This is a genomic window from Paenibacillus sanguinis 2301083 = DSM 16941 (assembly GCF_000374825.1).
Taxonomy (GTDB): domain Bacteria; phylum Bacillota; class Bacilli; order Paenibacillales; family Paenibacillaceae; genus Fontibacillus; species Fontibacillus sanguinis.
Window position 1 is genome coordinate 1 of record NZ_KB895404.1, and the last position, 25,417, is coordinate 25,417.

The window sequence follows — 25,417 nt, forward strand, 5'->3', positions numbered from 1 at the left end:
AACACGTATCGCATGAAGGCCAGCATGAGCCGCAAAGGCAACTGTTATGATAATGCTTGTATAGAGTCTTTTCATAGCATTCTGAAGAAAGAGCTGATTTATTGCAAGCGATTTAAGACCAAGCAACAAGCCTACGATGAAATCTACCGCTATCTTGAGTTTTTCTACAATCGCAAACGGATCCACGGTTCACTAGGCTATTTATCACCGGTTCGTTTTGCTGCGCAGTTCAATAAGAGAAGAGTCGGTTAAAGAGTGTCCACTTTCTTGACAGAGGTCCAGTTTTCCAGCTAATCCCTAAAATCCCTCAGTTAGCGAGACATTATAGGGAGATTTTCCAGTTAACAAGTTCCCCCAAGCGTCGACGTGGAATTGAAGCAGCGAAGGTAAGTCAAGTCCATAACATAGACAATCCAGGCCCCCCACCTGCTGCTCATCCATCCTATTTATACCCGCGACTTCATCAGCAGATACAGAAAGTACGGAGCGCCAACAATAGCGACCACGATCCCCGTCGGTATTTCCGACGGCTGCAGTACCCAGCGGGCCAACGTATCACTTACGATGATAAGCAAGCCTCCGGCCAGGGCCGAAGCGGGCAGCAGGTATTCATGCCTTGGCCCCACCAATCTTCTGGCGAGATGCGGGGCAATGAGCCCCACAAAAGAGATCCCTCCCCCAACAGCAACACAAGCCCCTGTCAGTCCAACCGCAGCCGCAAGCAAGCCAAGCCGTGAACGCTCCAGTGAAATACCTAATCCCGAAGCGGTCTGATCTCCCAAGTTCAGCACATTAAGTGCACGAGACTTCATGAATACGTAAGGAAGCAAAATCAGCAGCCAAGGCAATAAAGCAATAACATGCTTCCATGAGCTACCCCAAATGCTGCCGACCAGCCAGATTTGGAGCAACTGGAAATTCTCCGGTCTTAACCGCAATTGCAATATAATCATTGCGGAGTTAATGCCGGCAGCGACTGCAAGTCCGACCAGGATCATACGAATGGGAAGCAGTCCATAGTTCTTCTTATAAGACAGCGAATAAATCAAAGTGGCTGTCCCCGCAGCTCCAAACAAGGCCAGTACAGGCATCAAAAATATAGGGGCGCTTGCTACCGATGGATAGAAGGAAATAAACAATGTGACGGCAAGTCCTGCTCCGGCATTTATCCCCAGCACACCGGAATCGGCAAGCGGGTTACGTGAGATCCCCTGAAAGATACAACCAGCCACAGCCATACCCATCCCGATCAGTACGGAAATAACGATACGTGGCAAGCGGAATTGAAATAAGATTAGCTCCTGCTTTTCAGTTCCAAGTCCAAACAATGTCTTGATGACATCCAGTGGTGAAAGCCGCATTACACCAATATTCATGCTCAGCACAAACACGGCCACAATCAACACTGCAAGGATCAACTGGACAATGTAAGCGCGGCGCGCTCTTTGCCTTAAATGCAATGGCAAAGTTACCCGATTCATTCCAATCCCCCCTTCTGCTTCAAAGCAAGGTAAAGGAAAAAGGGAACGCCAATTACAGCGATTAATGCTCCAATCGGGGTTTCTTGCGGAGGATTAACCATCCGAGCCAGAATGTCGGCGAACACCAGCAGCAAGCTGCCAAGCAGAGCGGAACAAGGAATAATCCAGCGGTAATCCACGCCAACGAGAAAGCGGGAGATATGCGGAATCATCAGTCCAACGAAACCGATAGCTCCCACGATGGATACCGCGCTACCAGCCAGAATTAAGACAATAATCAAGCCAACCACTTTAATAAGGCCGGTTCTTTGACCAAGCCCGGTTGCCACATCTTCTCCAAGGCTAAGCAAAGTAATAGATTTGGAGATGAACAGCGCAGCGAGCAGGCCTACGATAATCCAGGGCGAGGCCATCTTGACCTGCAGCCAGTTGGCCCCGGCAATCGCGCCAGCATACCAGAAGGCCAGGTCTTGTCCAACCCGGAAATAAATCGTGATCCCTTCACTGATCGCAGTAAATAACATACCTACCGCTGCCCCCGCCAAAGTCAAACGAACCGGGGACATGCCCCCCCTGGATAAGGTGCCTATGCCGAATACTAGCCCTGCGCCAAGGCCAGCACCAATGAAAGAATAGATCATCATCATCGGAAAGGAGGTGCCTGGCATAAGGGCAAAGCAAAGAGCCAAGGCCAGACCCGCACCGGCGTTCAAGCCCAGCAGGCCGGAATCCGCCATCGGGTTGCGGGTCATTCCTTGCATAATGGCCCCCGCCACGGCCAGGGCTGCTCCAACCAAAGCTGCCGCCAAAGCACGAGGCAGTCTGAGTTCCATAATAATATGATGCTTCTGTTGACCAGCCTGAAAATGAAACAATGCGTCCCGCACCGTGGATAATTTAATATCAGCAGCCCCCACAGAGATGGAGAGACCGATAGCTAACAAGAGCAGCACTGTACCGCCAAACAAAATCAGCAAGGCCGTCGCCGGGCGGGACCGATAGCGCGGTTTGGTGGATGAAGATAAAGTTGACATGCCTGGAACCATTCCTTTAATCAAATTTGCAGATAAGCATTTGTATTGTACAATGCGGAATCGTACAGTTGAGAATCATTCTCGTTAATTATACTCGCTTTCACAACGAGAATCTACGCCGATCTGAAATTAGGATAAAGGCGCTCCCATAAACAGCACTACATGATATACCTCACCAATTAATCCGGAACACTGTTGATCATCTGGAGCTCGATTTTCTTTAATTCATAGAAATACCCCTTTAGCTCCATCAATTCTGCATATGTTCCTGTCTCTACTACTCGCCCTTGATCCATCACTACAATTTGGTCCATCATTTCCAGTCCCCCCAGACGATGACTGACCAGTAGCAAGGTAGCTTTCTCCGCATATTTCAGCAGGCTTTGGAAAACTCGCTCCGCTGTCACGTAGTCCAGTGAAGAGGTAGGTTCATCAAGCAGCCATAACATCCCTGGCCGCAGCATAGCCCTTGCCAACGCCAGACGCTGCTTCTCCCCGTCCGACAGGTTCTCTCCCTTTTCAAACACCGGCTCATCTAACCCTTTATCCTTCAGCTGTACTTGTTCAAGCACCGATAACAACTCTGTATCGGAAGGCTGGTCCGATTCCAGCAACAGGTTATCCCTGATCGTTCCCCGGAAGAAGTGGCCCTGCTGCAGCACAACGTTCGTCTTGCGCCATAGGTCGCCTTCATCCAATTCCGCTACAGAAATGCCGTTGATACGCAATTCGCCCCCGGTTGGCTTGCGCAGCTTCAGAAGCAACTCCAGCAAGGTCGATTTGCCGCTGCCGCTTGGGCCGACAATCGCCGTTTTGGATCCGGATGGAAGAGAAAGACTTACTTCATGCAGCGCCGGTCTCCATTCATCTTCATATTGAAAAGACAAGTTAGTGATGTCAATTGAGAAGGCTGGGTTCCCTGTCAGCTTGCCTCCAGGTTGCTTCTCCGGTATGTCAGCTGCAAGAACTGTTTCCGTAAGCCGCTGGGCCGCATATTCGCTGTCCTGCTTGTAGGCAGGCAATGTGGCCATCGGAGCCGCTTCCTCAAATACCGTGTTTGAGGCCATCACCAGCATGGCCAGAAATACGCCGGCTAGCGAGCCTTGCATAATGAGATAGCCACCCAGCACAAGCACGCCCCAGGAAACGAAAAAGGTCAGGAACGTATGCATCGATTGGCCGCGCAGCAGGTTCAGGGCATCTGCCTTCTGGTCGGCTGTCAGTTGCCTGGATGCTGCCTGCAGCTGCTCTTCCCGCTGCTTCAGTTGGCCGTATACCTTCAAATCGCGGAAGCCATACAGCATTTCAGCCACTTCGGAGGAGAATGCTGACCGCTGCTCATGGACACGGCCGTGCCGTTTCCGCTGCCCCAACATAACAATGGCCGGAATCACAAAGGCGGTAGTAAGCATTCCCAGCACAAACAGTATTGCAACCCACACCGAAAAGTATGAGGTAAACAGGACTGTCGCCAGAAATACCATGACGACCATGACGGGTGGGTAGGCGACCCTCAGGAAATAAAATTGCAAACTCTCTATTTGTCCGACGATTCGGGCCAACAATTCGCCACTTCGCTGCTTGTTTAATATACCTGGCATTAACGGGACAAGACGTGAGAAAAACGTGGTTCGCAAGTGGCTCAATAAAGAAAACGTGGCCCTGTGCGAATACAGGCGTTCCCCGTAACGGCTGGCGGCCCGGACAAGACCCAGTATTTTCACAAGAGAGGTAAGCACAATAAGCGTATACAATGGCGGAGCGAATACGGTCTCCGAAATTAGATAGCCGCTTGCGGAGAACAGAATAACTCCTGCCAGACCCGCTATGAACCCGCCAAGTATGGCAAGTCCGATATCCTTGCGCTCCTTGATCATCGCTTGGGTAAAAATCGCTAGCTCCTTCATGATAACCCTCCCGTGCGCTGAATAGCGATCATTTCAGCATACTGGGGAAGACGGGCCAGCAGCTCTTCATGGTTCCCCACCCCGACCTGGCTCCCCTTCTCCATAAATAAAATCCGGTCTGCATGACGGATGGTATAAAGACGATGGGCCACCGTTATGGAAGTGGCATGTTGGGTTAACTCGGCTATGGATTGCTGCAGGACCCTTTCAGTCTGTAAATCGAGACCGACCGTTGGCTCATCAAACAAAATGACGGACGGACGCTTCAAAAATGCCCGTGCCAACGCCAAGCGCTGCTTCTCACCACCGGACAGTCCTCTGCCCCCTTCGCCAACATACGTTTCAAAGCCTTGCTCCAGCTCATTTGCAAGTGTCCCGAGACCTGCCGATTCGGCAGCCTGTACAATTTCCTCTCTCGAAACATCCCGCCCGGCTCCAATGGCAATATTCTCAGCAAATGTACCTGCAAAAATATACGGATGCTGGGTTATATAGCTGATTTGCTTGAACCACAACTCCTCGGCGTGTTGCCCCAGTATATTGCCATCCACCCGTATTTCCCCGGCAGCGGGCGGCAGCAGACCGGCAATCAGGTTCAGCAGCGTCGTTTTGCCTGAACCGCTGGGACCCACGATGGCAATCCGTTCTCCCGGCTTAATAACGACCTGGCCGATATTTAATTTAAATGAATCTGCCCGATACTGAAAACGAACACCGCTTAACGTAATGGTTGGCGGCTGCTCATAGCTCTGGGTCTGCTCAGGATGGTGAAGCCCCACCGGCAGCGTACTGCTGATCACTTCGCCCTCCTCTGACCCTTCTTTCGGAGCAGGCTTCAATTCACTCATCAATGCTTCAACCTTACGGATGGCCACCATGCTGGTGCGGCCGCCGTGAAAAGCAGTTCCTGTATTTTTAAACAAATTGTAAAACTCGGGAGCGAGAAGCAAAATGAGAAATGCAGTATGAAATTGCATCGTTTTGAATACCACGAGTTGGAGCGCGAGTTCAAGCGCAACAATACCGATACTGAGCATAACGACCGTTTCGATCATAAAGGTATTGGTGAAGGCAATCCGCAGTATATCCATCGTCGCATCCCGGTAGGCCAGGCTGCTTCGCTCGATTTCTCGCTCCTGGCGGGCCGCTCTGCCGAAAAGCTTCAGGGAAACAAGCCCTTGCAGGGAATCCAGGAAAGTGCCAGAGAATTGAGCAAGCTGCTCGAATTTCTCTTCTGATTTCTTCTTGGTACTGAGGCCGGATAATATCATAAACAAAGGGATGAAGGGTGCCGTAAACAGCATTATGAGGCCTGAATTAGCATGCAAACTAAATACAACCACCAACAGAACAAGAGGAATGATAGACGCCTCCACCATTCTCGGCATATACTGGCTGAAATAATTTTCCGATTCGTCCACCGCATCCAGTGCCACACTGACCTTCCCGCCCGTCTGCCCGTCAAGTGACGCGGCCATCGATGCACCCGCCAGCCCGCTTAGCAGATCAGAACGCATCTGTGTCTTGGCGTCTGCCGCCATATGCAGACCGATCCGTCCGTTTCCGTATAACAGCAGGGTACGAGATAACATCACCAGAAGCAGCCCTGCCAATAATGATGTTATCGAAGCTAATGTAGCACCCTCAACAAATATCCTCTGTACCGCTTCTGCCAGCAGCGCAGCTTGGCCAGCTATCGCCGCAGCCAGCGCAACCGATAATCCAACCGACAGCATAAGCCGTTTTCGTTGGGCAGACATCATCCTCGATAGCAGACCTGCTTTTCTGTTCACGCCAGCATTCCTCCTATATCAAGATGTATACCCGTTTTATTTTTTCCCTTTGACATAATCTGCATCAAACAAGAACAGCCGAAAGACCAGGATAAGTGACGGTACCAGCAAAAGAAGACCACCGATGAAAGCAAAGACCAGCGAGATGCCCATCGCTTCCTGAGTTGCGCCCTCTTGAATTGTGATATACGGGTCGAGAATATACGGGTAGTGCCCGATCCCATATGCAAAGAAGGCGCAGAAAAACTGCAGCATAATGCTGATGAATGCCAGACCATAGCGACGTCCCTTATACAGTAGCCATAGCGCAAGCAGGAAGAAGCCGACAGAAAGAGCCAAAAGCCACCATAGATCCATCATATTTTGAAAATGCCGCTCATTATGCTGGCTCAAATACAGGAAAGCCGTAAACGCTGCGATAATGGTTGGTGTGCTCCAGAAAATAGCATAAGAACGCAGCAGCTTCAGCGCTGGTTGATCGTCCGCCCGGGCCGCATAAAAGGTCAGGAAGGAGCTGCTGATAAACAGCACCGACACGATAGCCAGCGCTACAATGCTCCAAGATAACGGGCTTGTCAGCAGCGCCATATAATCCAACGAGACACTTCCGTTGTTCTCCAGAATGAACCCGCCCTCGGATAATGTCAGGGCAACCGACAATGACGCCGGGATGAGCAGACCTGTGGCCCCGTATAGGAATAGAAATACAATATTCTCCTTTGAACCGTAATTCTCAAAGGCATAAAACGAGCCACGAATTGCCAGCAATACGACAGCAATACTCCCAGGAACCAGCAGCGCAGAACCGTAATAATAGGCTGTATCAGGGAAAAAGCCGATGATCCCGACGAAGAAAAAGACGAAAAAGACATTCGTAATTTCCCATACCGGCGATAGGTATCTTGAAATCAGGCGGTTAATGAGCCTGTCCTGCTTGGTGAGCCGGGCGTAATAAGCGAAGAAGCCTGCGCCGAAATCGATAGAGGCTACAATAAGATAGCCGTACAAAAACAGCCACAGCACCGAGATGCCGATTATTTCATAGCTAATCACACCGGTTCACCTTCTTCCATTAGCTGAGTTTCTTTCGCTCTGGCTGCCTTGGCAGCCTTCTCCAGCTCCACCTCTGCGGGATTATTGCGGAATAGGCGTCTCAGCACAATGACGCATATCGTACCAATCACGATATACAGCAACAGGAACAAGAAGAAGAGAATACGGACGCTTGGGGATGTCGTAGCCGCTTCTTCTACACGCATGTATCCGCGGATAATCCACGGCTGGCGCCCGACCTCGGCATAGAACCAACCGAGCTCAACTCCCAGAAATGCTAGCGGTGTGCTGAATACAATAGCACGTAGGAGCCATCGGTTGAGTTCATTCCGTTTCTTCCAGAACACAAAAAGGAAATAGAAGGCGGAAACCATAAGCAGAGCAAAGCCAATACCTGCCATTAGATCAAACAGATAGTGCACAAGAAGTGGCGGATGTTCACCCGGCGGGAATTCGTCCAGGCCGGTTACCTCTGCGTTAAAATCACCGAAGGCGAGAAAGCTTAGTGCTTTCGGTATCCTCAGCGCCCCCACAATTTCCCTCTCGGCATTCAGCCATCCAAGTAATATAAGATCGGCGCCGCTCTCCGTTTCAAAATGCCACTCTGCTGCAGCCAGCTTCTCCGGCTGATGCGCGGCCAAGAACTTGGCTGACGTATCTCCGGCAATAGCCGTAAGCACGCTGAATAAAAGCACTAAAGACATCATAAGCTTCAGCGCTTTCTTCGCATATTCAGTTGGGCCTTTCTTTAATATTGAGAAGGCAGCTATGCCGGCCAGCAGCGCCGCGCCGGTTAAATAGGCCGAAGCAAGCACATGAAAAACTTTAGAGGCCGTGGCATCGTTAAACATCGCCTGCAGCGGATTAACAGCCGCGAAATGGCCAGCTTCCATAATAAATCCGTCCGGCTGGTTCATAAACCCGTTCACCGAAGTGATGAAGAAGGCGGACATCGAAGCCCCTGCCACAACAGGAAGCGTCAGCAGCCAATGGATATAAGGATTGCGGAAACGATCCCAAGTGTACAGATAAATCCCGAGGAATATCGCCTCAAAAAAGAAAGCAAACACTTCCATAAATAACGGAAGCGCAATTACATTCCCTGCTAGTTGCATAAAGTTGGGCCAGACCAGTGCTAACTGCAGGGCAATAGCCGTTCCGGTCACCACCCCTACCGCAACAGATATAACGAACCCTCTTGTCCATCTTTTAGCCATTAGTTTGTAATGGCCATCCTTTTTGCGTATACCCACGAATTCTGCAATAGATATCATGAGTGGAACACCAACTCCAATTGTAGCGAAAATGACATGAAACGTTAAAGTCAATCCCGTCAACAATCGGCTCCAAAGTACTGTATCAACAACCAAATTTGCTAACACCTCCACAGCTGCATTATTATTCAAATAAATAATTAAAATTTAATGTATTATAGCGAATAATACTACCCTTATGATAGTTCTGTTCACTTTCTTCATGAAATAAACAATACTTTTCAACAATTTTGTGAAAAAAATAACATTTTACTCCCATTGCCATTTATAAATCCCATTACACCATCTAATATAAACACCTGTTTTTAGATTTCACGGTACGAAAATCGAGTTGTTTAAATAAAAGCAAACAAAAGAGCTAAGCGGGATTCATCGCCTAGCTCTTTCAAAATTTGATACGCTACTGCACAGAGTATGCGACAAATTTAAAATTCACCTCAGTCAAGGAAAATACATCTCCTGCTTCCAGGGGATAAGCCTTATAGGGAGCGATTAACTCTCCCTTAAGCTTTGTTCCGTTGGTGGAACCCAGGTCCTTTAAAGTGCAGCCCTGCGGGGATACCATCACTTCCACATGGGCTCTGGACACCCCTGTACTGTCTTCCACAAATTGAACCAGTTCCTTGGAACGTCCAATAATAAAGCTGCCCGGAGACAAAGAGATTCGCTCAGGTGCTGCTCCAATTCCTCCAGAATTGGACCTCTCCAGATAAAAGCAGGGGGCGCTTGGTAATGATTCGTCCTTGTGCTCAGACAGCATGGATCGGCTTAACAACATCGTAGGCGGCGAAATCATTGGCTCTGAAGCGTCACTTTCATCATCCCTCCAAGCTGATGATGCCAAGACAGGAGATACGGAATGTTCTGGCCCCTGCATGTGAAAGGACATTTGCTGCAAGGCCCCTCCTTTATTCAGAGCTCCATCAGACCCTTGATCTGAGCCAGCGGAAATCGGTGAAAACACAGAGAGTTCCATATCAGCCGAGGGGGCGAGCTGTGAGTCTCCATGTTCTTCATCTGCTTCATGCACACCGAAGGCAATCCCCTTACGCCAACCCCAGTAAACAATCACAGCCAGCAGTACGGTAATCAACACACATAAATAAAGCCCAAGCTGCCCTGGCTGGTCAATATAAATCAGCTTCCAGCATAAAGCGGCGGCAACAATAGCACCTACCAGCAAATATACCGGCTTAAGCCGTGGCTTGGTTGGCTCCTCGCCAATCCCCGGCCAATCCAGGCGAGAGGCAACCGCCTCATCTCCCCCATTTGGAAGCATATGCACCCCTAACTTCACCTCTCTAGGGGTGATATACTCCTTGATCACGGCAGAACCGGCAGTAGTGCTGGTATGATTCTGAGAACCGGAAGTGAAAGCTCTCTCCCTCCTTCCCGGCAAATGCCGCCCTTCCTCCGGTTCAAAAGCAGCTCGTCTCTCCCCGATGGCCCCGTCCGGTCGATGAAGAGATTCTATTTCCCCTCTTGCAGGCGGGTCCCCGGCTAATAGCTCCAGCAGCAGCTTTTTGAAGCCACTCAAGGAAAAAGACTCTTCTCCGCAAAGCTTCACCAATTGCGGTATCCCCTGTCCCTCCACTTGAGCAACGCAGGTTAATAACCTGGTCATAAGGCCAAGCAAAGCTTGAGAAAGCGGAATGCCGTCCGTTCTATGCCTCCAGGGGATGTAAGTAAAATGAAGGGTACCCCAGGAAAGTGGATTTTCCACAAAAATATGTTGCTCATCCAGTATAAAATTACCAGTGTTCAGCATATACCTTTTCCCTTCTTCCAGCATGGCTACCACCTGAAGCAACAATCCGTAAAATTCCGTCAATCCAATTGGATCGCTGCGCAAACAATGGGCCAGCATCCTTTTGCCCGTAATATCAAAATGCAGGCTAATCTGGAAGTTGATCTCGCGGACATCAAGCTTTAATAGATGGGGAACTACCACGGCTGCCAGCATAGATCGTTCCACACGGTTCAGCAGGTCGGGATGAAAGCTTTCGTCCTGTGCCTGCAAAATCATATAGGTGCCGCCATCTCTAACAAAATCGGCGTGTAATTGCGGCATGTATGCAGCCCTCCTCTGCTAAAAATAGTACATGGACAAAATCGCTCCCGGCAGCACAGCCAGCATGAACGGAAACTGCAATTGCTTCTTTGCCGTAACTTGTATGGGGGCAACACTCCGCAACACCGCTGCTCCAAACACACTTTGGACTATACGGCATAGCCGCATCCAGGTCTCCCGCCGCCAGATCAAAATAAGCAGTCCGATACATCCGGCAATGACAATGGAATACATCATTATGGACAAGGTCAGCGCAACGCCCATCCAGGCTCCGATTGCTCCAAATAGTTTAACGTCTCCCCCGCCTACAGCTCGCAGCAAATACAATAACAACATCAGAGTGAAGCCGATTCCTGCCCCTTTGACTGCAAACCAGCCTCCTGCCCAGCCATCAGCTATGATATGGAACAATACTCCTCCAGTCATCCCCGAGAGAGTTATCCAGTTTGGAATTTTCATCGTTCTCAAATCAGTGATAAAAGCTGCAATCAGCATAACAAAACAACCCCAATATTCCAGCGGCATCATCCATCCCGATCTCCCTTCTTCTCCGCCCTGCTTACAACCTCAAATGACATCGACTGACGCAGACCATCGTCCGTTTCTATGACGAATGTCCAGGTTCCGGGAGTCGTGTTGCCTCCAACAAGCCAATTCCAATCTACATCCCCGTCCTCATCTGCCTGAGCTTCACCAAGATATTTGGCCCGGCTTACTCCACTCTTGTAATAGACCGTCAGCTTTGCGGATGCCCCGGGAGCTATGCGGGCTTGAATCGTTGCCTTCCTCCCTGCATAAGCCGGGTCGGGCTTGCTGATGACTACTGGTGCCTGTCCTGTCTGCTCGTCCCCGTTATCTCCTGCTGTATTGAGTTCGTCTGTGTCGCCAATCCACAAACGCTCCTCCGCCCTGGCTTGCAGTACAACCTGATGCCCAGTAAACGGCACACGAATAGGCATGTCATAGCTTATCTCAAGTCCGAAATAAGGTTGCTTCCCCGTTTTCAGATTAGGAACCGTGACCCCCCTGACATGCAGATGTTCCTGCTGCAGAAGCGTCCCCTTTACAAAGGGCTCCAACAATGGCTTGACCAGCGGGTCCAGCACCTCCTCCAGTACGCTGCCTTTAACTTCCTGCAGCGGTCCCTCACCACGACGGGCTGCCTCGATGACCCATTGCCCCAACGGGGAAGGCAGAGCATCGGCATACTGTTCAGCCCAGTCCTCTAATGAAAGGGAGGGCATCTCCCAAACAAAAGAAGAATCGGCTCCGCTTGCTTGCTGCTTTCCCTGTCCCCCACCGGAATTGGAGATGGCGATGGCAACGGGATAGATATGCGCGGATACTTGCTTCACGGCATTAGAGGCAACAATATTTAGCTGATTGGTAAGCAATGCCATATGTATCATATAAATGAACCAAAACAAGATCAGAACAAAAACAGGCATCACCAAGGCGGATTCCAACACGATACTGCCCCGGCTTTTTTCAGACCTGGACCTGGACTTGAACCTGAACCTGGGCCGCCAGGGCAGAAGCAACCCCCGCCTAACCCACCTAAGCCTAATAGGTGTAATCCGCCCGTTTGCTGACATAATACCGATTTCCCTCCACATTCCCTTTCAAGATCCCCGTCTTCCCCATCGCCTTGATGACACCGGGCAAAAACCATAAAGGCATGGCCAGGGTAACTTCCCCCTTCAAATATGTGGCTCGCTGCGCCATGTTAATTCCCGTATTCATCGTAATCACAGCCTGCATACGGGAGAGCCTGCTCTCACTGCGACCATGCAGCAACAGAAACAAACGTAAATGATCCCGGTAAGTCAACTTCACCTGTAAATATTCGCTAAGCTCAGCCCTGCCCTCGCGGGTCAAAGAGATCATGTCCTGTACTGTATGCTGGATGCCATAGAGCAGCGCCAAAGCCAGAATAAGCAATGGATGCCCTTTACCCTGATGCTTCACCAACCCTTCCATTGTCCGTATGGCCAAGTGCATGGCAAATATCTCGCCATATGCAGCCGCAACATTCCCCGTTGGAGTATGGATGCCGTACAGAATATATTCTGCTTCCTGGTGATTTGGAGCTAACTTAGAGCGCACATTCTCCCACTGGTCTCCGGCTCCCTTGCCTTCAACAATCCCATTAAGCGTGCTGATATCCAGATAATTAAAGTAGCTTACGATATACTCCATTTGAAAAAGAGCATCGGTTAATCCACTCGCAAAGCCCGCAAGTCCGCCAAATAAACGGTCCATGCCCGTCATAGCGCTTCGCCCTGCCTCATACGGATCCCGTTCCATGTATGTCCCCTCTGCGGCTTCAGCAGGAGAACGGTTCAGTTCACGGCTCGCTTTGCTATCGGCAGACAATTGATCATAGACTGCTTGATACTCCTTCAATTGCTTGTTGAGATTGGATATTTGTGTCATCAAACCAGAGGCTTTCTTGAGTTCAGCTTTGGCTGCTTGCTCCACTGCTTTGCGCTCTTGGTCATGGGAGCGGTGTGCTTCAAGCCTGCGGGCATTATCCAGCAATAAATTACCTGATTTCGCATCGGCAAATAACCGAAGATAAGCATCACATTGCTGACCGGCACCGGCAATTCCTGATTTGAAGTCGCCGTATGAAGCTGTTCCCCCAAGAACAGCTTGCTGCTTGGCAAGCAATGGGTCGATTACCGCTTCAAGTCTGACAAAAGCCCGATCCTGCTGTTCTATGTCTGCAGCAAAATCATCAAAAAGCTCCCCGGACAACAACAGCAATTCTGCCTGAGCTCGAATTTGGGCAATCTTATCGCCATATTCCGGCGAATTGCCGCCACCGGTCCCAGGTGCATCCGTTACAGCGTTATAACCTGCCTGGGCTGGCCGCTGCTCCGCTTCCTGGATCGTCCTTCTCATCTCTTCATTGATGGCCCGCACTTCAAGCAGCAGTTCCCGCGCCTGCGTCAACAGTTTGGCATGGCTTTCTTCCGCACGCCGGGAACTCTGCCCAAGACGCCTAAATATATTGCCCGTATCCGAGCGATAGCGGTGCAGCTCCAAAGTATAAATGCGCTGCCAAGGCACCCTGTCCCGGTCTTCCTCCAGCTTGAGCACATAATCTTCATATTGCGCTGCTGCCTCGGCCAGAGAGCTAATATTGCCGCCTAATGTGGTCTGACCACTGAAGCCACTCTTTCCTCTTGGCAGCAAGCTGCTATAAGCCGCAACCGTCTTCCCGGCTTCCCGCTGCTTTGCAAGCAATTCATCCAGCTTGGCCTCACGCCGGTCATATAATTTTTGCAGCTTGCCAAGCAAATCGACGGTATTCGAAGTTTCCTTCATCATTTGAGCAATCGGTTTAAACCGATTGAATATTTCTATAGTTATGTCAATAGGAGCTCTGTATTTCATCTGCTCCCTGATTTGTCGTTCAAATATCTCGTACATGCCAATGGGCCGGAGCAATTCCACAGTTGATTCCTCAAGCCTCGCCCCCAGCAACGGCAAACCTTCTTGACGCCGGGTCAACGCTAACTGCTCCTCCAGCACTTTGGACATAATATAGCTTCCTTCAGTTTGTCCGTAGGCAAAAAGTCCATATTGTTCAGCCAACTCACGATCATAAGCAGACATGACCGATCTGGAAGCGGCATGAGCGAGCGTTTCCGCCCTGACCTGCACAGCATACATTCTGGAGAAGTCTATAAAAATACTGACAAAGGCAAACACCACTGCAAGAATCATGATTAAAAATACAGTCACGGCACCACGCTCGGACCGCTCTCGTTGGAACACCACTGCCGCCTCCTCTCTCAGCCCTCCTTTATTTTCCAAACAGCTTCAGCGCATTTCTTGCCTCCTGTTGATTCATGCCGCCCTTCGCCTCCGGCTGCTTGAACTTTGCGCCGTAGTAACGGGCCAGTTCAACGGTTCTAATCCATTCCACAGGCTCTACGACATAGGCATCAGCCCTTCCGCTCTGCCGGGCAGCACCCATCCATCTCTCCAAAGGGGCCAGGGGAACCAATCTTTCCAACGCAACTGTGACCTTGCGCAACAAAAGCCGATTATCGTAGCGAATTTCCCCTTGTATACCTGCTGGCAGCCTTCCTCCAGTTCGGCTAAGCTTGGTCATCGGCAACGCTTGTGTCTGGTTACCTGCGGTTATCGGCAAAGTAATCCTTGCAGTACCGCCGTCTTCGCTCCAATCAAAGATAGCCCGCAGCATACCATCGTCAGTCAGTCTCCAGTACAAGGAATCGTACCGGCCCTCGGCGAAAGCCCCGGTCGAGTCGTCTCTTTGACTGTTGTCCCAGACATAAGCGGCCCGCTCTGAAGCCACCGCAGCGGCTTGTCCAAGCAAAGCATGCTGGTACATATACAAGCAGAAAAACAGCAGTACCAGCACTGCAAAAAATATAACGGGTAGCACTAGCGACGCCTCCAGCGTGAAGCTTCCCCGTGAATCACGCCTCAATCCCATACCTATACCTTGTCGTCCATAAAGCTCTCCGTCTTGGACTTGGCTTTTCCAAGCAAGCTCGTAATGATCGTCTTCAATTGATCCCGAAAAATAACAGCAAGAATAACAATAACTGCAATAATCATAATCATTTCCAGCATGCCCAACCCGTCCTCATTCCGCCAAAAGCTTTGAATTCCATTCCGTACTCCCGTTAACATGCTCGAATCCCCCAATTCACCAAAATGGTAAAGCTATAAATCCATCATCATAAAGGCAGGAGCACCTACCAGAATCAGCAGCACGATAAACAATAATGCCATTGGAAACACCAGCTTGGCCGATGCCTGTTCTCCCAAGGTTTTGCTCACCGCCTTACGCTTCTCCCATAGAGTATGTGACAAATCGCGCAGAGCAAGTGCAAAGTCCTGACCACCCCGGCGATAGTTGAGCAGCACAGCCGTCGTAAAGGCGGATACCTCCTGAATGCCGCACCGCTTGCTGAATCCTTCCATAGACTGCTGAAAGGAATCCCCCCCTTCCCATTCCCGCTGCATTTGCAAGAGTTCCCGGTACAAGGGATGATCTTCTTGGTCCTGCCTGCGCTCCAGGCAAAGCTTAATCGCCTGCTGCACGGTACTGCCGGCTCCCACCAGAAGCATGATTTTATTTAATAGCTCAGGCAGTTCCATGATGAGCGCCTGCTCCCGGCGCTGAACCTTGCGGTACAAATCGTTAATTAGCGCCATGGGAATGACTATAGTCAAAATACCTCCTATGAACAGACCTGACGGGTCACTGTTCCCAACCAGTGACAACAAGCAGCCTATAATGAGCGCAAACCAGGCATAGTTAAGTGTCTCCGCAAAAAACAGCAGCGTCAGTTCTCCGCTTCTTCCCTGTCCGCTTAGCTTCTGCACCGCCCGCTGTACTCGAAAGAACAATCTAGGGAACCGTCGGTGCACCCGAATTTTCTCCAGCAGATACAACGTGGAAGGCGATAATCGTTGCAACCTCAGCCCTTCCATCACCAGCTTGGTGTATGTCCCATATTTAAGGCGTCCAGCCTTATAGGCTAACAGCCAGCCTCCTGCCAAGGCCAGCAGCAAGCCTGCTGATAGCATATGAATCAATGCAGCCAGCGCCTCCCTTATATTCGTATATCGATAATTTTGAGCATCAGCCAAGAGCAACCAGCGAACAACAACAAAGCTGCACCTGTGATGAATAACCCCAAGCCGCTATGAAGCGGGGCCATATAATCCGGAGAAGTGAGCTGCATAAATAATAGAAATAATACGGGAGCGACTAGCATCGCCTGCGCTTCAAAACGCTTTTGGGCAATCATCACGCTGATCTCCTGACTGATCTCAAGCTTCTCGCTAATAATGCTTGACGTCCGCCGGACAATTTCCACAAGATCCCCCCCTGAACGCTTGCAAATCGTGAATACGTCAGCAAAATTGCCGATATCCTCCATCGCAGCTCTCCGGCTAAAGTCGAGAAGAGCTTCCTCAAGGGGTTGTCCGTATTCCAGTCGAGCACAGATAATCCCGAATTCGCGAATGATATCACTGTCCCCATCCGGGTATAGCAGCCTCAAATCTTCGACCGATTCGCGGAACCCGTTCTCTACCGATCGTCCCGCTGCCAGGGATGAAGAAAGGGAATATAAGGCTTGCTTGAAATGCAGGCTAAGGCTTTCACGTCTGCGTCGAAGCAAATATTTGCTCCAGTAGCGCGGAATAACCCCCCCTCCCATAGACAGCAGCAAAGCCAAAAGGAACGAATGGAAGAAAATCAAACCCAGACCAAATAGAAAGCTGCCTCCAATCAGCATACAAGTGACTTTCTGACGCATCGTCAAATTCATCACCTGGTAATCCGTTAGCTTGGCAGGAGCATCATCCAAGTCGCTTGCCTTCCTTCCTTGCTGCATGACGGCTCGCACTTTCATCTACAGCCTCCTCTCCCTGTTTAAATAGCTCAAGCTGTTGCCAGTCCGGCCATCCGCAGCTTATCCGTATGGGCCAACCCTATTTCATCTGCTTCCAGCCGCCCCAGGATATGGCCGTCTTGCTCACCTCCCTCACAAAACGTAAACAGCGGCTTCAACATCACCTCCCCCTCGCGCAATCCAATCACTTCAGAAATTTCCGTTACCCGGCGTGAACGGTCTCTTAGCCGTGATAAATGAACCAAGATATCGATGGATGAAGCAATCTGCTTGCGAACAACCGGGAGCGGCAAATCCGCTCCACTGAGCACCATGGTTTCCAGCCGACTGATCATATCGTTTGTGCTGTTCCCGTGACCCGTTGATAGAGAACCATCATGTCCCGTATTCATCGCCTGCAACATGTCCAGACACTCCGCTCCCCGAACCTCGCCTACAATAATCCGGTTGGGCCTCATTCGAAGTGAAGAACGGATCAAGTCACGAATAGTAATCTCCCCTTTCCCTTCGGTGTTGGCATTACGTGTCTCAAGCGATACCAGGTTAGGAACCGTCGTGATTTGCAATTCCGCCGAATCCTCAATCGTAATCACCCGTTCGTCGGGAGGGATGAATTGGGACAGAGCATTCAGAAATGTAGTTTTGCCCGAGCCGGTACCACCGCTGATAAAGATGTTGTATTTGCTGCGCACTAGCTGTCGCAGCAGCTCTGCGGCTTCTTCGCTAATAGAGTCTCTGGCTACAAGCTGCTCCATCGTCAGCGGCTTCTCGGGAAATTTACGAATCGTCATCGTTGGACCCTTCATGGCAACGGGGGGAAGCACAACATTAACCCGGGACCCATCTCGCAGCCGGGCATCCACAATCGGTGATGACTCGTTCACAACCCGGTTAACCCCAGACACTACCGTCTGGATGATATCCTCCAGACGTTCCCTGGACTCAAAGCAGACCGGAAGCCGGGCAACTTGTCCATCGCGTTCTACGAAGATTTCATCATGACTATTGATCATAATCTCCGTCACGCTTCGATCATCCACCAAGGGCTGCAGTACATCCAGGCCGCGAAATGAATCGTAGAGCCTGCGCACCCATTTGCGCTTCTCGGTGGTGGTTAAGCCGCGCAAGCTCTTTTCCTCCAGCACATAGCGTTCAATATATTCAAATAATTGCTCATCCTTCATCACGGAGGTAACGTCCAGCCCTTGACGCAAGGTCTGGCGCAGCGCTGAAAAATCCATTTCATCCATGGCCTATCCCCCTTGCATGGCAGCTCTGTCTACACCGCCCAGAAGCTCTCGCCCCAGCTTCATCACGTCACGTTGATAGATTGGAGAATGGGGCAGCTCACCCTGACGAATGATCTGGTGCTTCCAGGCGGAAATCAAAGGCAATACGCCAGCGAGCTTGATCTCAGCAGACATTTCTACCTGCATGCTTCCGGTATAACGATTCAATACAAATTTGAGCTTCTGCTGCATCATTGCCCGGAAATCGGGACAAGTGCGCTCAAGATGGCCCAGCCAAACCCCTGTCTTACGCATGGTCTCATGATCATCCACCACCAGCCATACAATCTGGTCTGCCTTTTGTAATACAGCCTTCACCCTCCCGTCAGGGTAAGCATCTGTGTCGATGATGACAACATCATACATCCCGCTATCAACAAGGTAATCAATCAATAACACGGTGTCCTCACATCTCATCTCCAGCAATTCATCCAGATTGTCCACAGGAGCAAAGGTGTCCCCCTGTATTTCAGGATGCCTGTAAGCATAAGCTGACACAGGTGTCTTCAACACTTCCTGCCGATCATTTGCCGCCTTCAGGTCGTACAACAAGCGGGCCAAGCCATCTTGCTCACTATCTGGCCCCGTAAATCCAAGCCCACTGCCTGCGGTCTCCAGATTCAAATAGAACACACTCCGCCCTTCTGCCGCCCACTGCCGGGTTAAATTTAAAGATACTGTTGTTTTCCCGCTGCCTCCAATCGCGGAATAAACCCCGATAACCTGGGTAGAGTCCTCTTTGCGCTTCTGCTCTTGCCCTCCCCCGATCCATTCAACAAGAGTTATAAGCAACTGATGGAGCGATTGGTATTTATCCAGTTGGGGCAAAGACTGCGAAAGCTTTGGGGCAGCCGATTCGCCAAGCAGCACCCAGCGAATATTGGGATGCTTGGCGATCTCCCCCTCCTGCAAGAATGACGGCTCACACAGAACGGCATCTACATCATTTCCAAATTGCTCCAGATAGCGGCTGAAGGATTCTGCCTTGCTAAATGCGATAACTTTGAGGCTCCGTTCGTATTCGCTTGTGTGCACATAGTGAAGAAATGGCTCAATATATTCCTCCTCGCGCACGACCAGCACCAGCTTGATCGGATGCATACTTCCTCCTCCTTACTAAAAGTGTGGTGAATAATAGGAGCCTGGGGCCGGTATGGGCTTACTCTCACTGTTTCAGCTCCATACCGGTTCTCCGGCAGCTTATTGCCGCACTTCTAAAGGGAAACAAAAAAGCACCGCCCAAAATCCGATCGCTGAATCGGAATTCTGGACGGTGCTACCGTTCCCGTATACCTTAAATTTACAGTAAGAATATCACATTTTTGGAGATTATACAAGCTTTAATTTCAGCTTTAATTTCAATCTATTCCTCCGGCAAAAAACGGTCCCTAAGCTCAACCGTCGGCACCATGCAGACCTCATCCCTGCCAAACCAGCGGTATCGGCGCTTGGCTATGATCTTATAGACTGCATCCCTCCACACCCTGGGAATCAGGATAAACGCATAAAGCAGAGGCCAGGGAAAACGCAGAGCCCGAGCAATGCGCAAGGCTGCTGTTGAACGGGTATAATACGCTCCGTGTTCAATCAGCACCATCGTTTCCAGCGGAGCCTCTTCCAGCCCAACCTCCCTCAGAAGTCTAAAGGCAGCCGGGGATTGCAAGGAGATAAAGAAAAACCGCTTCTTCGGATCCCTCTGAATAATAAATTTAACGGCCCCCTGGCAAAGATGGCAAACGCCATCAAACAGCACGATATACTCCGGTTCCCCGGTTGATGTATGCGGCATTGCCCCAGCCTCCTTCACAGCAATTCATCATTATATTAATGATTTGGCCAACTCCGGTACACAATAAACAAGGCCAAGTAAAGAAAAAAGCACGGGGCATCCCCGCGCTCGCTGTCGTCAGTATGAAGGTGTCATTATTGAGCCAAAACTTTGTCGAACCATTGTCCTTCTTCCATCTGACGGTTAATCTCGCCCGAAAACTTTTCCATGCATTGGCAGATAAAATCTTTGCGGCACACGGGACAAGGCGTCTTCTGCAATCTGCTGACAGCCGTTAAGCGCCAATCGGGATTACGGTGGTAAAACACGCGACACGCTGTACCATCGGCCATACTAACGATAAATTCATATAACCCGTCACGTTCATTGCTTCCGGCCTTGGTTACATTTACAACACTCGGTCTGTAGGACATGTTATCACCCGTATTATCAAATTTCGTTCCTGAGCTGTCATGCTCGCTTTTTGTACTTAGACATATTAAATAATTTTTACAGACGTGTCAACTTAAAATGCCGCCAAAACCTCTATTTTTCGTTGTTTTTCCTGTATCTGGATAGGATGTGCAAAAAAAGTGACAATCATACCTGAAATCTCATTTAATTAACCGTTTTCATTATAAAGTTTCCCTGGACAAAGAATTTTGTGGGTATACAATACATATCAGGGGTGATCAAAATGGATACAACTGAACAACAAACCGCTTCTCCCAAGAATGGTTGGAATATGGGGAACGGTCAACCCTCCCTCCCGGAAGCGCACCGTTCCATTTCACTGCCGTCTGGCGGCTCCTGGTTTCGTAAATTTCTTGCTTTTGCCGGCCCCGGTTATATGGTGGCCGTGGGCTATATGGACCCGGGCAACTGGGCAACGGATATTGAAGGCGGCTCGCGCTTTGGGTATACATTGCTATCCGTCATTCTCATATCCAACCTAATGGCGGTGTTGCTCCAGTCTCTGTCCGGGAAGCTTGGCATTGTAACTGGCAAAGATTTGGCCCAGGCCTGTAGGGATCATTATTCAAAACCCGTCGTCATTGGACTTTGGCTACTCTGTGAACTTGCCATTGCAGCAACAGACCTCGCCGAGGTAATTGGAGCAGCTATTGCCTTAAACCTATTGTTTGGCTTGCCTATTATCTACGGGGTCATGATTACTGCCGTGGATGTATTGCTTATATTATTGTTACAGAACAAGGGCTTTCGTACACTGGAAGTGTTTGTCGTCATCTTAATTGCTACCATCGCCCTTTGCTTCGGCATTGACCTGTTTCTGGCCAAACCGGATATGGGGGAAGTCGCCTTGGGGTATATACCCAAGCTGCAAATTTTGCAGGATCCGGGCATGCTGTATATCGCCATCGGAATTATAGGGGCTACCGTCATGCCGCATAATTTGTATCTCCATTCGTCCATCGTGCAGACTCGCAAGTTCGACCGCAGCTCTGCCGGTAAACGTCAGGCCATCAAATTTGCCACCTGGGACTCGACGATAGCGCTAACCTTTGCGTTGCTGATCAATTCAGCTATTCTGATTGTTGCCGCAGCCACATTCCATCAGGCGGGAATGACACAGGTGGCGGATATCTCGGAAGCATATCATATGCTGGCTCCCCTTGTTGGTACGACCTTGGCCAGTGTGCTGTTTGCCGTAGCCCTGCTCGCATCGGGGCAAAATTCTACGCTGACAGGAACGCTGGCCGGACAGATCGTTATGGAAGGCTTCGTCAATATTAGACTGGCTCCCTGGCTGCGCCGACTGATTACCCGGTTAATTGCCATCATTCCGGCTGTAATTGTCACCGCACTCTACGGGGAGCGGGGCACCCAGGATTTATTGATCTTCAGCCAGGTGATTCTGTCCCTGCAACTGCCGTTTGCTATCATTCCTCTGGTCAGATTCACCTCCAGCAAAGAAAAAATGGGTGAGTTCGCCAACAAGCCTTGGCTCAAGCTGCTGGCCTGGACGATAGCAGGCATCATCGTAGTGCTGAATATGTATCTGCTGGTGCAAACCGTTGCTGCCTGAGTGAGCACCTCTCAAGCTCACCAACAACATACAGACCCCCCTGCTGCAAACAACATTGGCTTGAAGCCACGTTTGCCAGCGGGGGTGTTTTCTTTATCATTATATAGACAGGCTGTTCTCCAACGTAATCCCTTCCAGAACATGCTTTGGCCAATCAGAAATACGACCACACAAGTCAGGACACCCGCTTTTCCATTTTCATATGCAAAAAAACTCCCCGGATTCTCCGGGAAGCTTCTTCTACAATCATAATGCGGTCGAGAGGACTCGAACCTCCACGGGCGTACGCCCACTACCCCCTCAAGATAGCGTGTCTGCCATTCCACCACGACCGCGTTCGGGTAAAGTCTTGCTCAGAAATGAAACGAACATTTGTTATTATATCTTCGTTGCCGCTAAAAGTAAAGTCGGAATTACGCTTTCCGGTTATCCCTCTCTTGGCGCCAGCGCCTGAATTCAATATATTCTCGTATGAAAGTCCATTCGGATTCGGTCAGGGAATTCATGAAGGCATTCCAATCTTCTTCTCCTACCAGATATGCGACTTTGCCTTCCCGTATATGTTCAGCCTGCTTCTCTTGCCCCGTCATTAGCCAGTCCAGACTAATATCAAAAAAAGTCGCAATTTCAATCAGTTTATTGGTGCTGGGAGTAGACTTTCCCCGCTTCCAATCGCCCAAATTGCCCGTGCTGATGCCCAGTTCCAGACAAAAGGCCTTCTTGGTCATGCCTGCATACTCAATTAGCAGTTCAATACGCTCGTAGATTGACAAATTTAATCCAACCTTCCTTTGCCACGTGATTACGCAAATAAGTAATTTGTGATTGTTTAACGACGTAAATACGTATATAATATGAAAATGAAACTTCGCCTCTATCTTAGCACAGCGTTGGCAAGGCTTAACAGGTTCCAAGAACTACCCTAATTCATTTATAGGAGCGATTTCGTCGTGAACCCATCTCCTTCATGGAAAGAAGCCTTTCATGCCCTTAATCAAAGCATCGCCATTCTCGCTGTCGACGGAACGGTCGCGTACATTAACCGTACCTGGGTTAACCGCGCCCGCCTGTTTGGACTTTCCCCCTTCTGGGACCGTCCGGGGAACAATTTGCTAGACTATCTGCGAGGGCACAACCACCACCTTCAACAAGAGGCCGTACAAGAGCTGTTTAAGCATGTCTCTTTGGTTCTGGGTGGAGCACTTCCAGCCTATGCAACCGAGCTTTGCCTGACGGTGCCGCAAGGGGATCACTGGTTCCTGGCCGAAGTCACTCCGTATGGGGAAGAAGGGCAGCTTCCCCAAGGACTCGTAGTCACCTGCACCGATATTACTCGATTAAAAGAACAAATTCACAAGATGGAGCATGACTTGTCGCATATCCGTACATTACGCGGCCTGCTTCCAATCTGTGCCGTCTGCAAGAAGATTAAGGACGAGCAAGATATCTGGAGTACCATCGAAGCCTATTTGATAAGGCATACCCATGCAGAATTCACACACGACATTTGTCCCGACTGTATCCGGGCGCTCTATCCCAAATATGCGGTATTCCTTGATTTGCCCTCGGAGGGAGAACAATAGGCATCCAGTCTAAATCAGATGGCTCTTTCAGTACGTTCGAGACCGCTTGGTCCATTGTTGCCCTACCGTCGCCCCAACGACACCACCAAGAACAATGCCCAGGCCTCCCCAATGAAGCGCACTGGCCAGCACAGCCACAAGCGCACCGCTTACAGCAGCCAGCATCGAAGCCCTTGTGCGATCTCCCCCGGCCAGCAGGGCAATAAATAAAGCGGGCAAGGCAAATGAAAGAATGGTCGCCAATTCTGCATTAACAAAGCTGCCCAGACCGATACCTATAGACGTTCCAGCTACCCATGAGCCATAGATCAGCAAAGCAAATGAAATATAATAAGCCGGTGTCAGTGGAGCACCTTGAGCAACTCGGCTGGAGGTAACGGCAAACCCCTCATCAGTGAGCCCTATTGCGGCTAGCCACTTCTGTGGCTCCCTCCAGGTTGCCAAATAAGGGCCCATCGTCGCTCCATACAGAATATGGCGCATATTGAGCAGCAGCAATGTGGTAACCATCGTGACAGGAGCAGATGCCGAAGCAAGCATGCCCAACAGCATAAATTGAGCTCCCCCGGAGAAAATCCATACTGAGCCAAGCACTGCTAATCCCCCATGTAATCCTCCAGCAGAAGCCAGTACACCGTAAGTCATGGAGAGCGGAAAATAAGCAATCACAATCGGAAGTGCATCACGCAGCGCCTGTCCGACATCCTCTTTATGCTGAATACGGTTCATTCGTGGTCCTCCTATCCCCATAAATACATTACTGCGGCATAAAACAACACCCCGGCAGCTACAGTTAGCAGCAGACGACGCGACCACCATGCTACAAGCCATGTTGGAATAGCGGCAAATAGCATGGTATTCTGAGCAAGCGGAAGGAAGTGGCCATCCTTCAATAGCAGCAGCGGCCCGATCAGCGCTCCAAGTACCGCCGGAGATACATAAGACAACCACTCTTGGGTTGACGAAGACCACTTCACCCGGCTTCCCAAGGTTAGTGATCCTGCCCGAAACAGATAAGTGCCCGCTCCAATGAGTAGAATGATCCAAAGCTCGGTTCCCATGTCTTCCCCCTTCATTCTCTATCGACATATACACCATTGGTTATACAGAAAGAACCTTGCTTAAACGCAAGGTTCTTTCTGTATCGATGCGGTCGAGAGGACTCGAACCTCCACGGGCGTACGCCCACTACCCCCTCAAGATAGCGTGTCTGCCATTCCACCACGACCGCATATTCAATTAATTATTACTATACATAATAATGGTGACCCGTAGGGGATTCGAACCCCTGTTACCTCCGTGAAAGGGAGGTGTCTTAACCCCTTGACCAACGGGCCATATCTATGGTGCCTTAAGCGGCGACAAAGTTGAGTATAGCAAAAACTAAAGTACCTTGCAACCCTATTTTTCTTCTATTTGTTATTCTTCTGTGATAATGTCACCCTATAACTGTTCTGAGATAATGTCACTATGGGACAGGAGACATTCACATTGACAAGAGCAGAATTAAAGAAGGTAGTTGTGGTGGAAAAAATTCTTGGGGGACATATGACGAACAAGGAAGGAGCAGCGGCTCTAGGGCTGACTGAACGCCAAATCATTCGATTAAAGAAGAAGTTCATCGCTGAGGGAGGAGCGCAAGGATTGGTTCATAAGAACCGGGGAAGGAAACCGATTCATGCTTTAGACAAGGAACTAAAGAAACAG

25 protein-coding genes and 3 tRNA genes are annotated in these 25,417 nt (G+C 50.0%); 4 read left to right on the forward strand and 24 right to left on the reverse strand.

From position 1 onward, the window contains the following. On the forward strand, window positions 1-252 hold a 252-nt coding region (locus C557_RS23950; protein ID WP_018754029.1), incomplete at its 5' end, for an integrase core domain-containing protein. 194 nt (window positions 253-446) lie between these two features. Here C557_RS23950 and C557_RS0122095 read toward each other — a convergent pair. The 18 genes from C557_RS0122095 to C557_RS0122180 all read right to left on the reverse strand — a co-directional run bounded on the left by C557_RS0122095 (window position 447) and on the right by C557_RS0122180 (window position 20,514). After that, the gene (locus C557_RS0122095) at window positions 447-1,481 is read right to left on the reverse strand and encodes a FecCD family ABC transporter permease (RefSeq protein ID WP_018754030.1); all 1,035 of its coding nucleotides are present in this window, start codon (window positions 1,479-1,481) and stop codon (window positions 447-449) included. Next, window positions 1,478-2,515, reverse strand: a complete 1,038-nt coding sequence (locus C557_RS0122100; RefSeq protein WP_018754031.1) for a FecCD family ABC transporter permease — start codon at window positions 2,513-2,515, stop codon at window positions 1,478-1,480. The genes C557_RS0122095 and C557_RS0122100 overlap by 4 nt, the downstream gene beginning before the upstream one ends. Before the next feature lie 179 nt (window positions 2,516-2,694). After that, window positions 2,695-4,422, reverse strand: coding sequence for a thiol reductant ABC exporter subunit CydC (gene cydC / locus C557_RS0122105; RefSeq protein WP_018754032.1), 1,728 nt, complete (start codon window positions 4,420-4,422; stop codon window positions 2,695-2,697). Continuing rightward, window positions 4,419-6,215 carry a thiol reductant ABC exporter subunit CydD gene (cydD, locus tag C557_RS0122110; RefSeq protein ID WP_018754033.1) on the reverse strand — a complete coding sequence of 599 codons (1,797 nt, stop codon included), beginning with the start codon at window positions 6,213-6,215 and terminating at the stop codon, window positions 4,419-4,421. Before cydD ends, cydC begins: the two co-directional genes overlap by 4 nt. A gap of 36 nt (window positions 6,216-6,251) precedes the next feature. After that, a complete protein-coding gene (locus tag C557_RS0122115) occupies window positions 6,252-7,268 on the reverse strand; it encodes a cytochrome d ubiquinol oxidase subunit II (RefSeq protein WP_018754034.1) in 1,017 nt (338 codons plus the stop codon). Beyond that, window positions 7,265-8,638: a cytochrome ubiquinol oxidase subunit I gene (locus C557_RS0122120; protein WP_018754035.1), complete on the reverse strand. Its 1,374-nt coding sequence runs from the start codon at window positions 8,636-8,638 to the stop codon at window positions 7,265-7,267. Before C557_RS0122120 ends, C557_RS0122115 begins: the two co-directional genes overlap by 4 nt. A 304-nt stretch (window positions 8,639-8,942) precedes the next feature. After that, window positions 8,943-10,613, reverse strand: a complete 1,671-nt coding sequence (locus C557_RS0122125) for a DUF6382 domain-containing protein (protein WP_018754036.1) — start codon at window positions 10,611-10,613, stop codon at window positions 8,943-8,945. An 18-nt stretch (window positions 10,614-10,631) separates the two neighbouring features. Next, window positions 10,632-11,138, reverse strand: coding sequence for an A24 family peptidase (locus C557_RS0122130; protein WP_026263628.1), 507 nt, complete (start codon window positions 11,136-11,138; stop codon window positions 10,632-10,634). After that, window positions 11,138-12,082, reverse strand: coding sequence for a hypothetical protein (locus C557_RS0122135; protein WP_018754038.1), 945 nt, complete (start codon window positions 12,080-12,082; stop codon window positions 11,138-11,140). The genes C557_RS0122130 and C557_RS0122135 overlap by 1 nt, the downstream gene beginning before the upstream one ends. 94 nt (window positions 12,083-12,176) lie before the next feature. Continuing rightward, on the reverse strand, window positions 12,177-14,399 hold the full coding sequence (locus tag C557_RS0122140; protein WP_026263629.1) for a TadE/TadG family type IV pilus assembly protein: 2,223 nt from the start codon (window positions 14,397-14,399) through the stop codon (window positions 12,177-12,179). 28 nt (window positions 14,400-14,427) lie between these two features. After that, window positions 14,428-15,036 carry a hypothetical protein gene (locus C557_RS0122145; protein ID WP_018754040.1) on the reverse strand — a complete coding sequence of 203 codons (609 nt, stop codon included), beginning with the start codon at window positions 15,034-15,036 and terminating at the stop codon, window positions 14,428-14,430. 53 nt (window positions 15,037-15,089) lie between these two features. Beyond that, the gene (locus C557_RS0122150) at window positions 15,090-15,287 is read right to left on the reverse strand and encodes a Flp1 family type IVb pilin (protein ID WP_018754041.1); all 198 of its coding nucleotides are present in this window, start codon (window positions 15,285-15,287) and stop codon (window positions 15,090-15,092) included. Window positions 15,288-15,320: 33 nt separating this feature from the next. Beyond that, a complete protein-coding gene (locus tag C557_RS0122155) occupies window positions 15,321-16,199 on the reverse strand; it encodes a type II secretion system F family protein (RefSeq protein ID WP_018754042.1) in 879 nt (292 codons plus the stop codon). Window positions 16,200-16,216: 17 nt separating this feature from the next. Next, complete coding sequence (locus tag C557_RS0122160; protein ID WP_018754043.1) at window positions 16,217-17,023, reverse strand: type II secretion system F family protein; 807 nt, start codon at window positions 17,021-17,023, stop codon at window positions 16,217-16,219. Window positions 17,024-17,052: 29 nt separating this feature from the next. Continuing rightward, complete coding sequence (locus C557_RS0122165) at window positions 17,053-18,273, reverse strand: TadA family conjugal transfer-associated ATPase (protein WP_018754044.1); 1,221 nt, start codon at window positions 18,271-18,273, stop codon at window positions 17,053-17,055. Between the two features lie 3 nt (window positions 18,274-18,276). Continuing rightward, window positions 18,277-19,413, reverse strand: coding sequence for a P-loop NTPase family protein (locus C557_RS0122170; protein WP_018754045.1), 1,137 nt, complete (start codon window positions 19,411-19,413; stop codon window positions 18,277-18,279). A gap of 262 nt (window positions 19,414-19,675) precedes the next feature. Next, window positions 19,676-20,101 (reverse strand): thiol-disulfide oxidoreductase DCC family protein, encoded by a 426-nt coding sequence (locus tag C557_RS0122175; RefSeq protein WP_018754046.1) that lies wholly within the window; start codon window positions 20,099-20,101, stop codon window positions 19,676-19,678. Window positions 20,102-20,235: 134 nt separating this feature from the next. Beyond that, on the reverse strand, window positions 20,236-20,514 hold the full coding sequence (locus tag C557_RS0122180; protein WP_018754047.1) for a hypothetical protein: 279 nt from the start codon (window positions 20,512-20,514) through the stop codon (window positions 20,236-20,238). A 311-nt stretch (window positions 20,515-20,825) separates the two neighbouring features. Between C557_RS0122180 and C557_RS0122185 the strand changes: the two genes are divergently transcribed. Beyond that, window positions 20,826-22,127: an Nramp family divalent metal transporter gene (locus C557_RS0122185; protein ID WP_026263631.1), complete on the forward strand. Its 1,302-nt coding sequence runs from the start codon at window positions 20,826-20,828 to the stop codon at window positions 22,125-22,127. A gap of 252 nt (window positions 22,128-22,379) precedes the next feature. On the opposite strand, the gene C557_RS0122190 is transcribed toward C557_RS0122185, so the two are convergent. Both C557_RS0122190 and C557_RS0122195 read right to left on the reverse strand, forming a co-directional pair. Continuing rightward, window positions 22,380-22,462, reverse strand: a tRNA-Leu gene (locus C557_RS0122190). A gap of 78 nt (window positions 22,463-22,540) precedes the next feature. Then, window positions 22,541-22,855: a helix-turn-helix domain-containing protein gene (locus C557_RS0122195; protein WP_051082492.1), complete on the reverse strand. Its 315-nt coding sequence runs from the start codon at window positions 22,853-22,855 to the stop codon at window positions 22,541-22,543. 222 nt (window positions 22,856-23,077) lie between these two features. On the opposite strand from C557_RS0122195, the gene C557_RS0122200 reads away from it, so the two are divergent. After that, entirely contained in the window at window positions 23,078-23,710 is a 633-nt protein-coding gene (locus tag C557_RS0122200) for a PAS domain-containing protein (protein ID WP_018754050.1), read from the forward strand. A gap of 27 nt (window positions 23,711-23,737) precedes the next feature. Here the strand turns inward: C557_RS0122200 and C557_RS0122205 are convergent, their stop codons facing one another. The 4 genes from C557_RS0122205 to C557_RS0122220 all read right to left on the reverse strand — a co-directional run bounded on the left by C557_RS0122205 (window position 23,738) and on the right by C557_RS0122220 (window position 25,047). Further along, window positions 23,738-24,439 (reverse strand): AzlC family ABC transporter permease, encoded by a 702-nt coding sequence (locus C557_RS0122205; protein WP_018754051.1) that lies wholly within the window; start codon window positions 24,437-24,439, stop codon window positions 23,738-23,740. A gap of 11 nt (window positions 24,440-24,450) precedes the next feature. Next, complete coding sequence (locus C557_RS0122210) at window positions 24,451-24,771, reverse strand: AzlD domain-containing protein (RefSeq protein ID WP_018754052.1); 321 nt, start codon at window positions 24,769-24,771, stop codon at window positions 24,451-24,453. Window positions 24,772-24,858: 87 nt separating this feature from the next. Next, window positions 24,859-24,941, reverse strand: a tRNA-Leu gene (locus C557_RS0122215). Window positions 24,942-24,972: 31 nt separating this feature from the next. Then, window positions 24,973-25,047: transfer RNA gene (locus C557_RS0122220), tRNA-Glu, on the reverse strand. A 154-nt stretch (window positions 25,048-25,201) separates the two neighbouring features. On the opposite strand from C557_RS0122220, the gene C557_RS23955 reads away from it, so the two are divergent. Further along, window positions 25,202-25,417 (forward strand): helix-turn-helix domain-containing protein (locus tag C557_RS23955; RefSeq protein WP_018754053.1); only part of this gene is annotated, 216 nt, incomplete at its 3' end.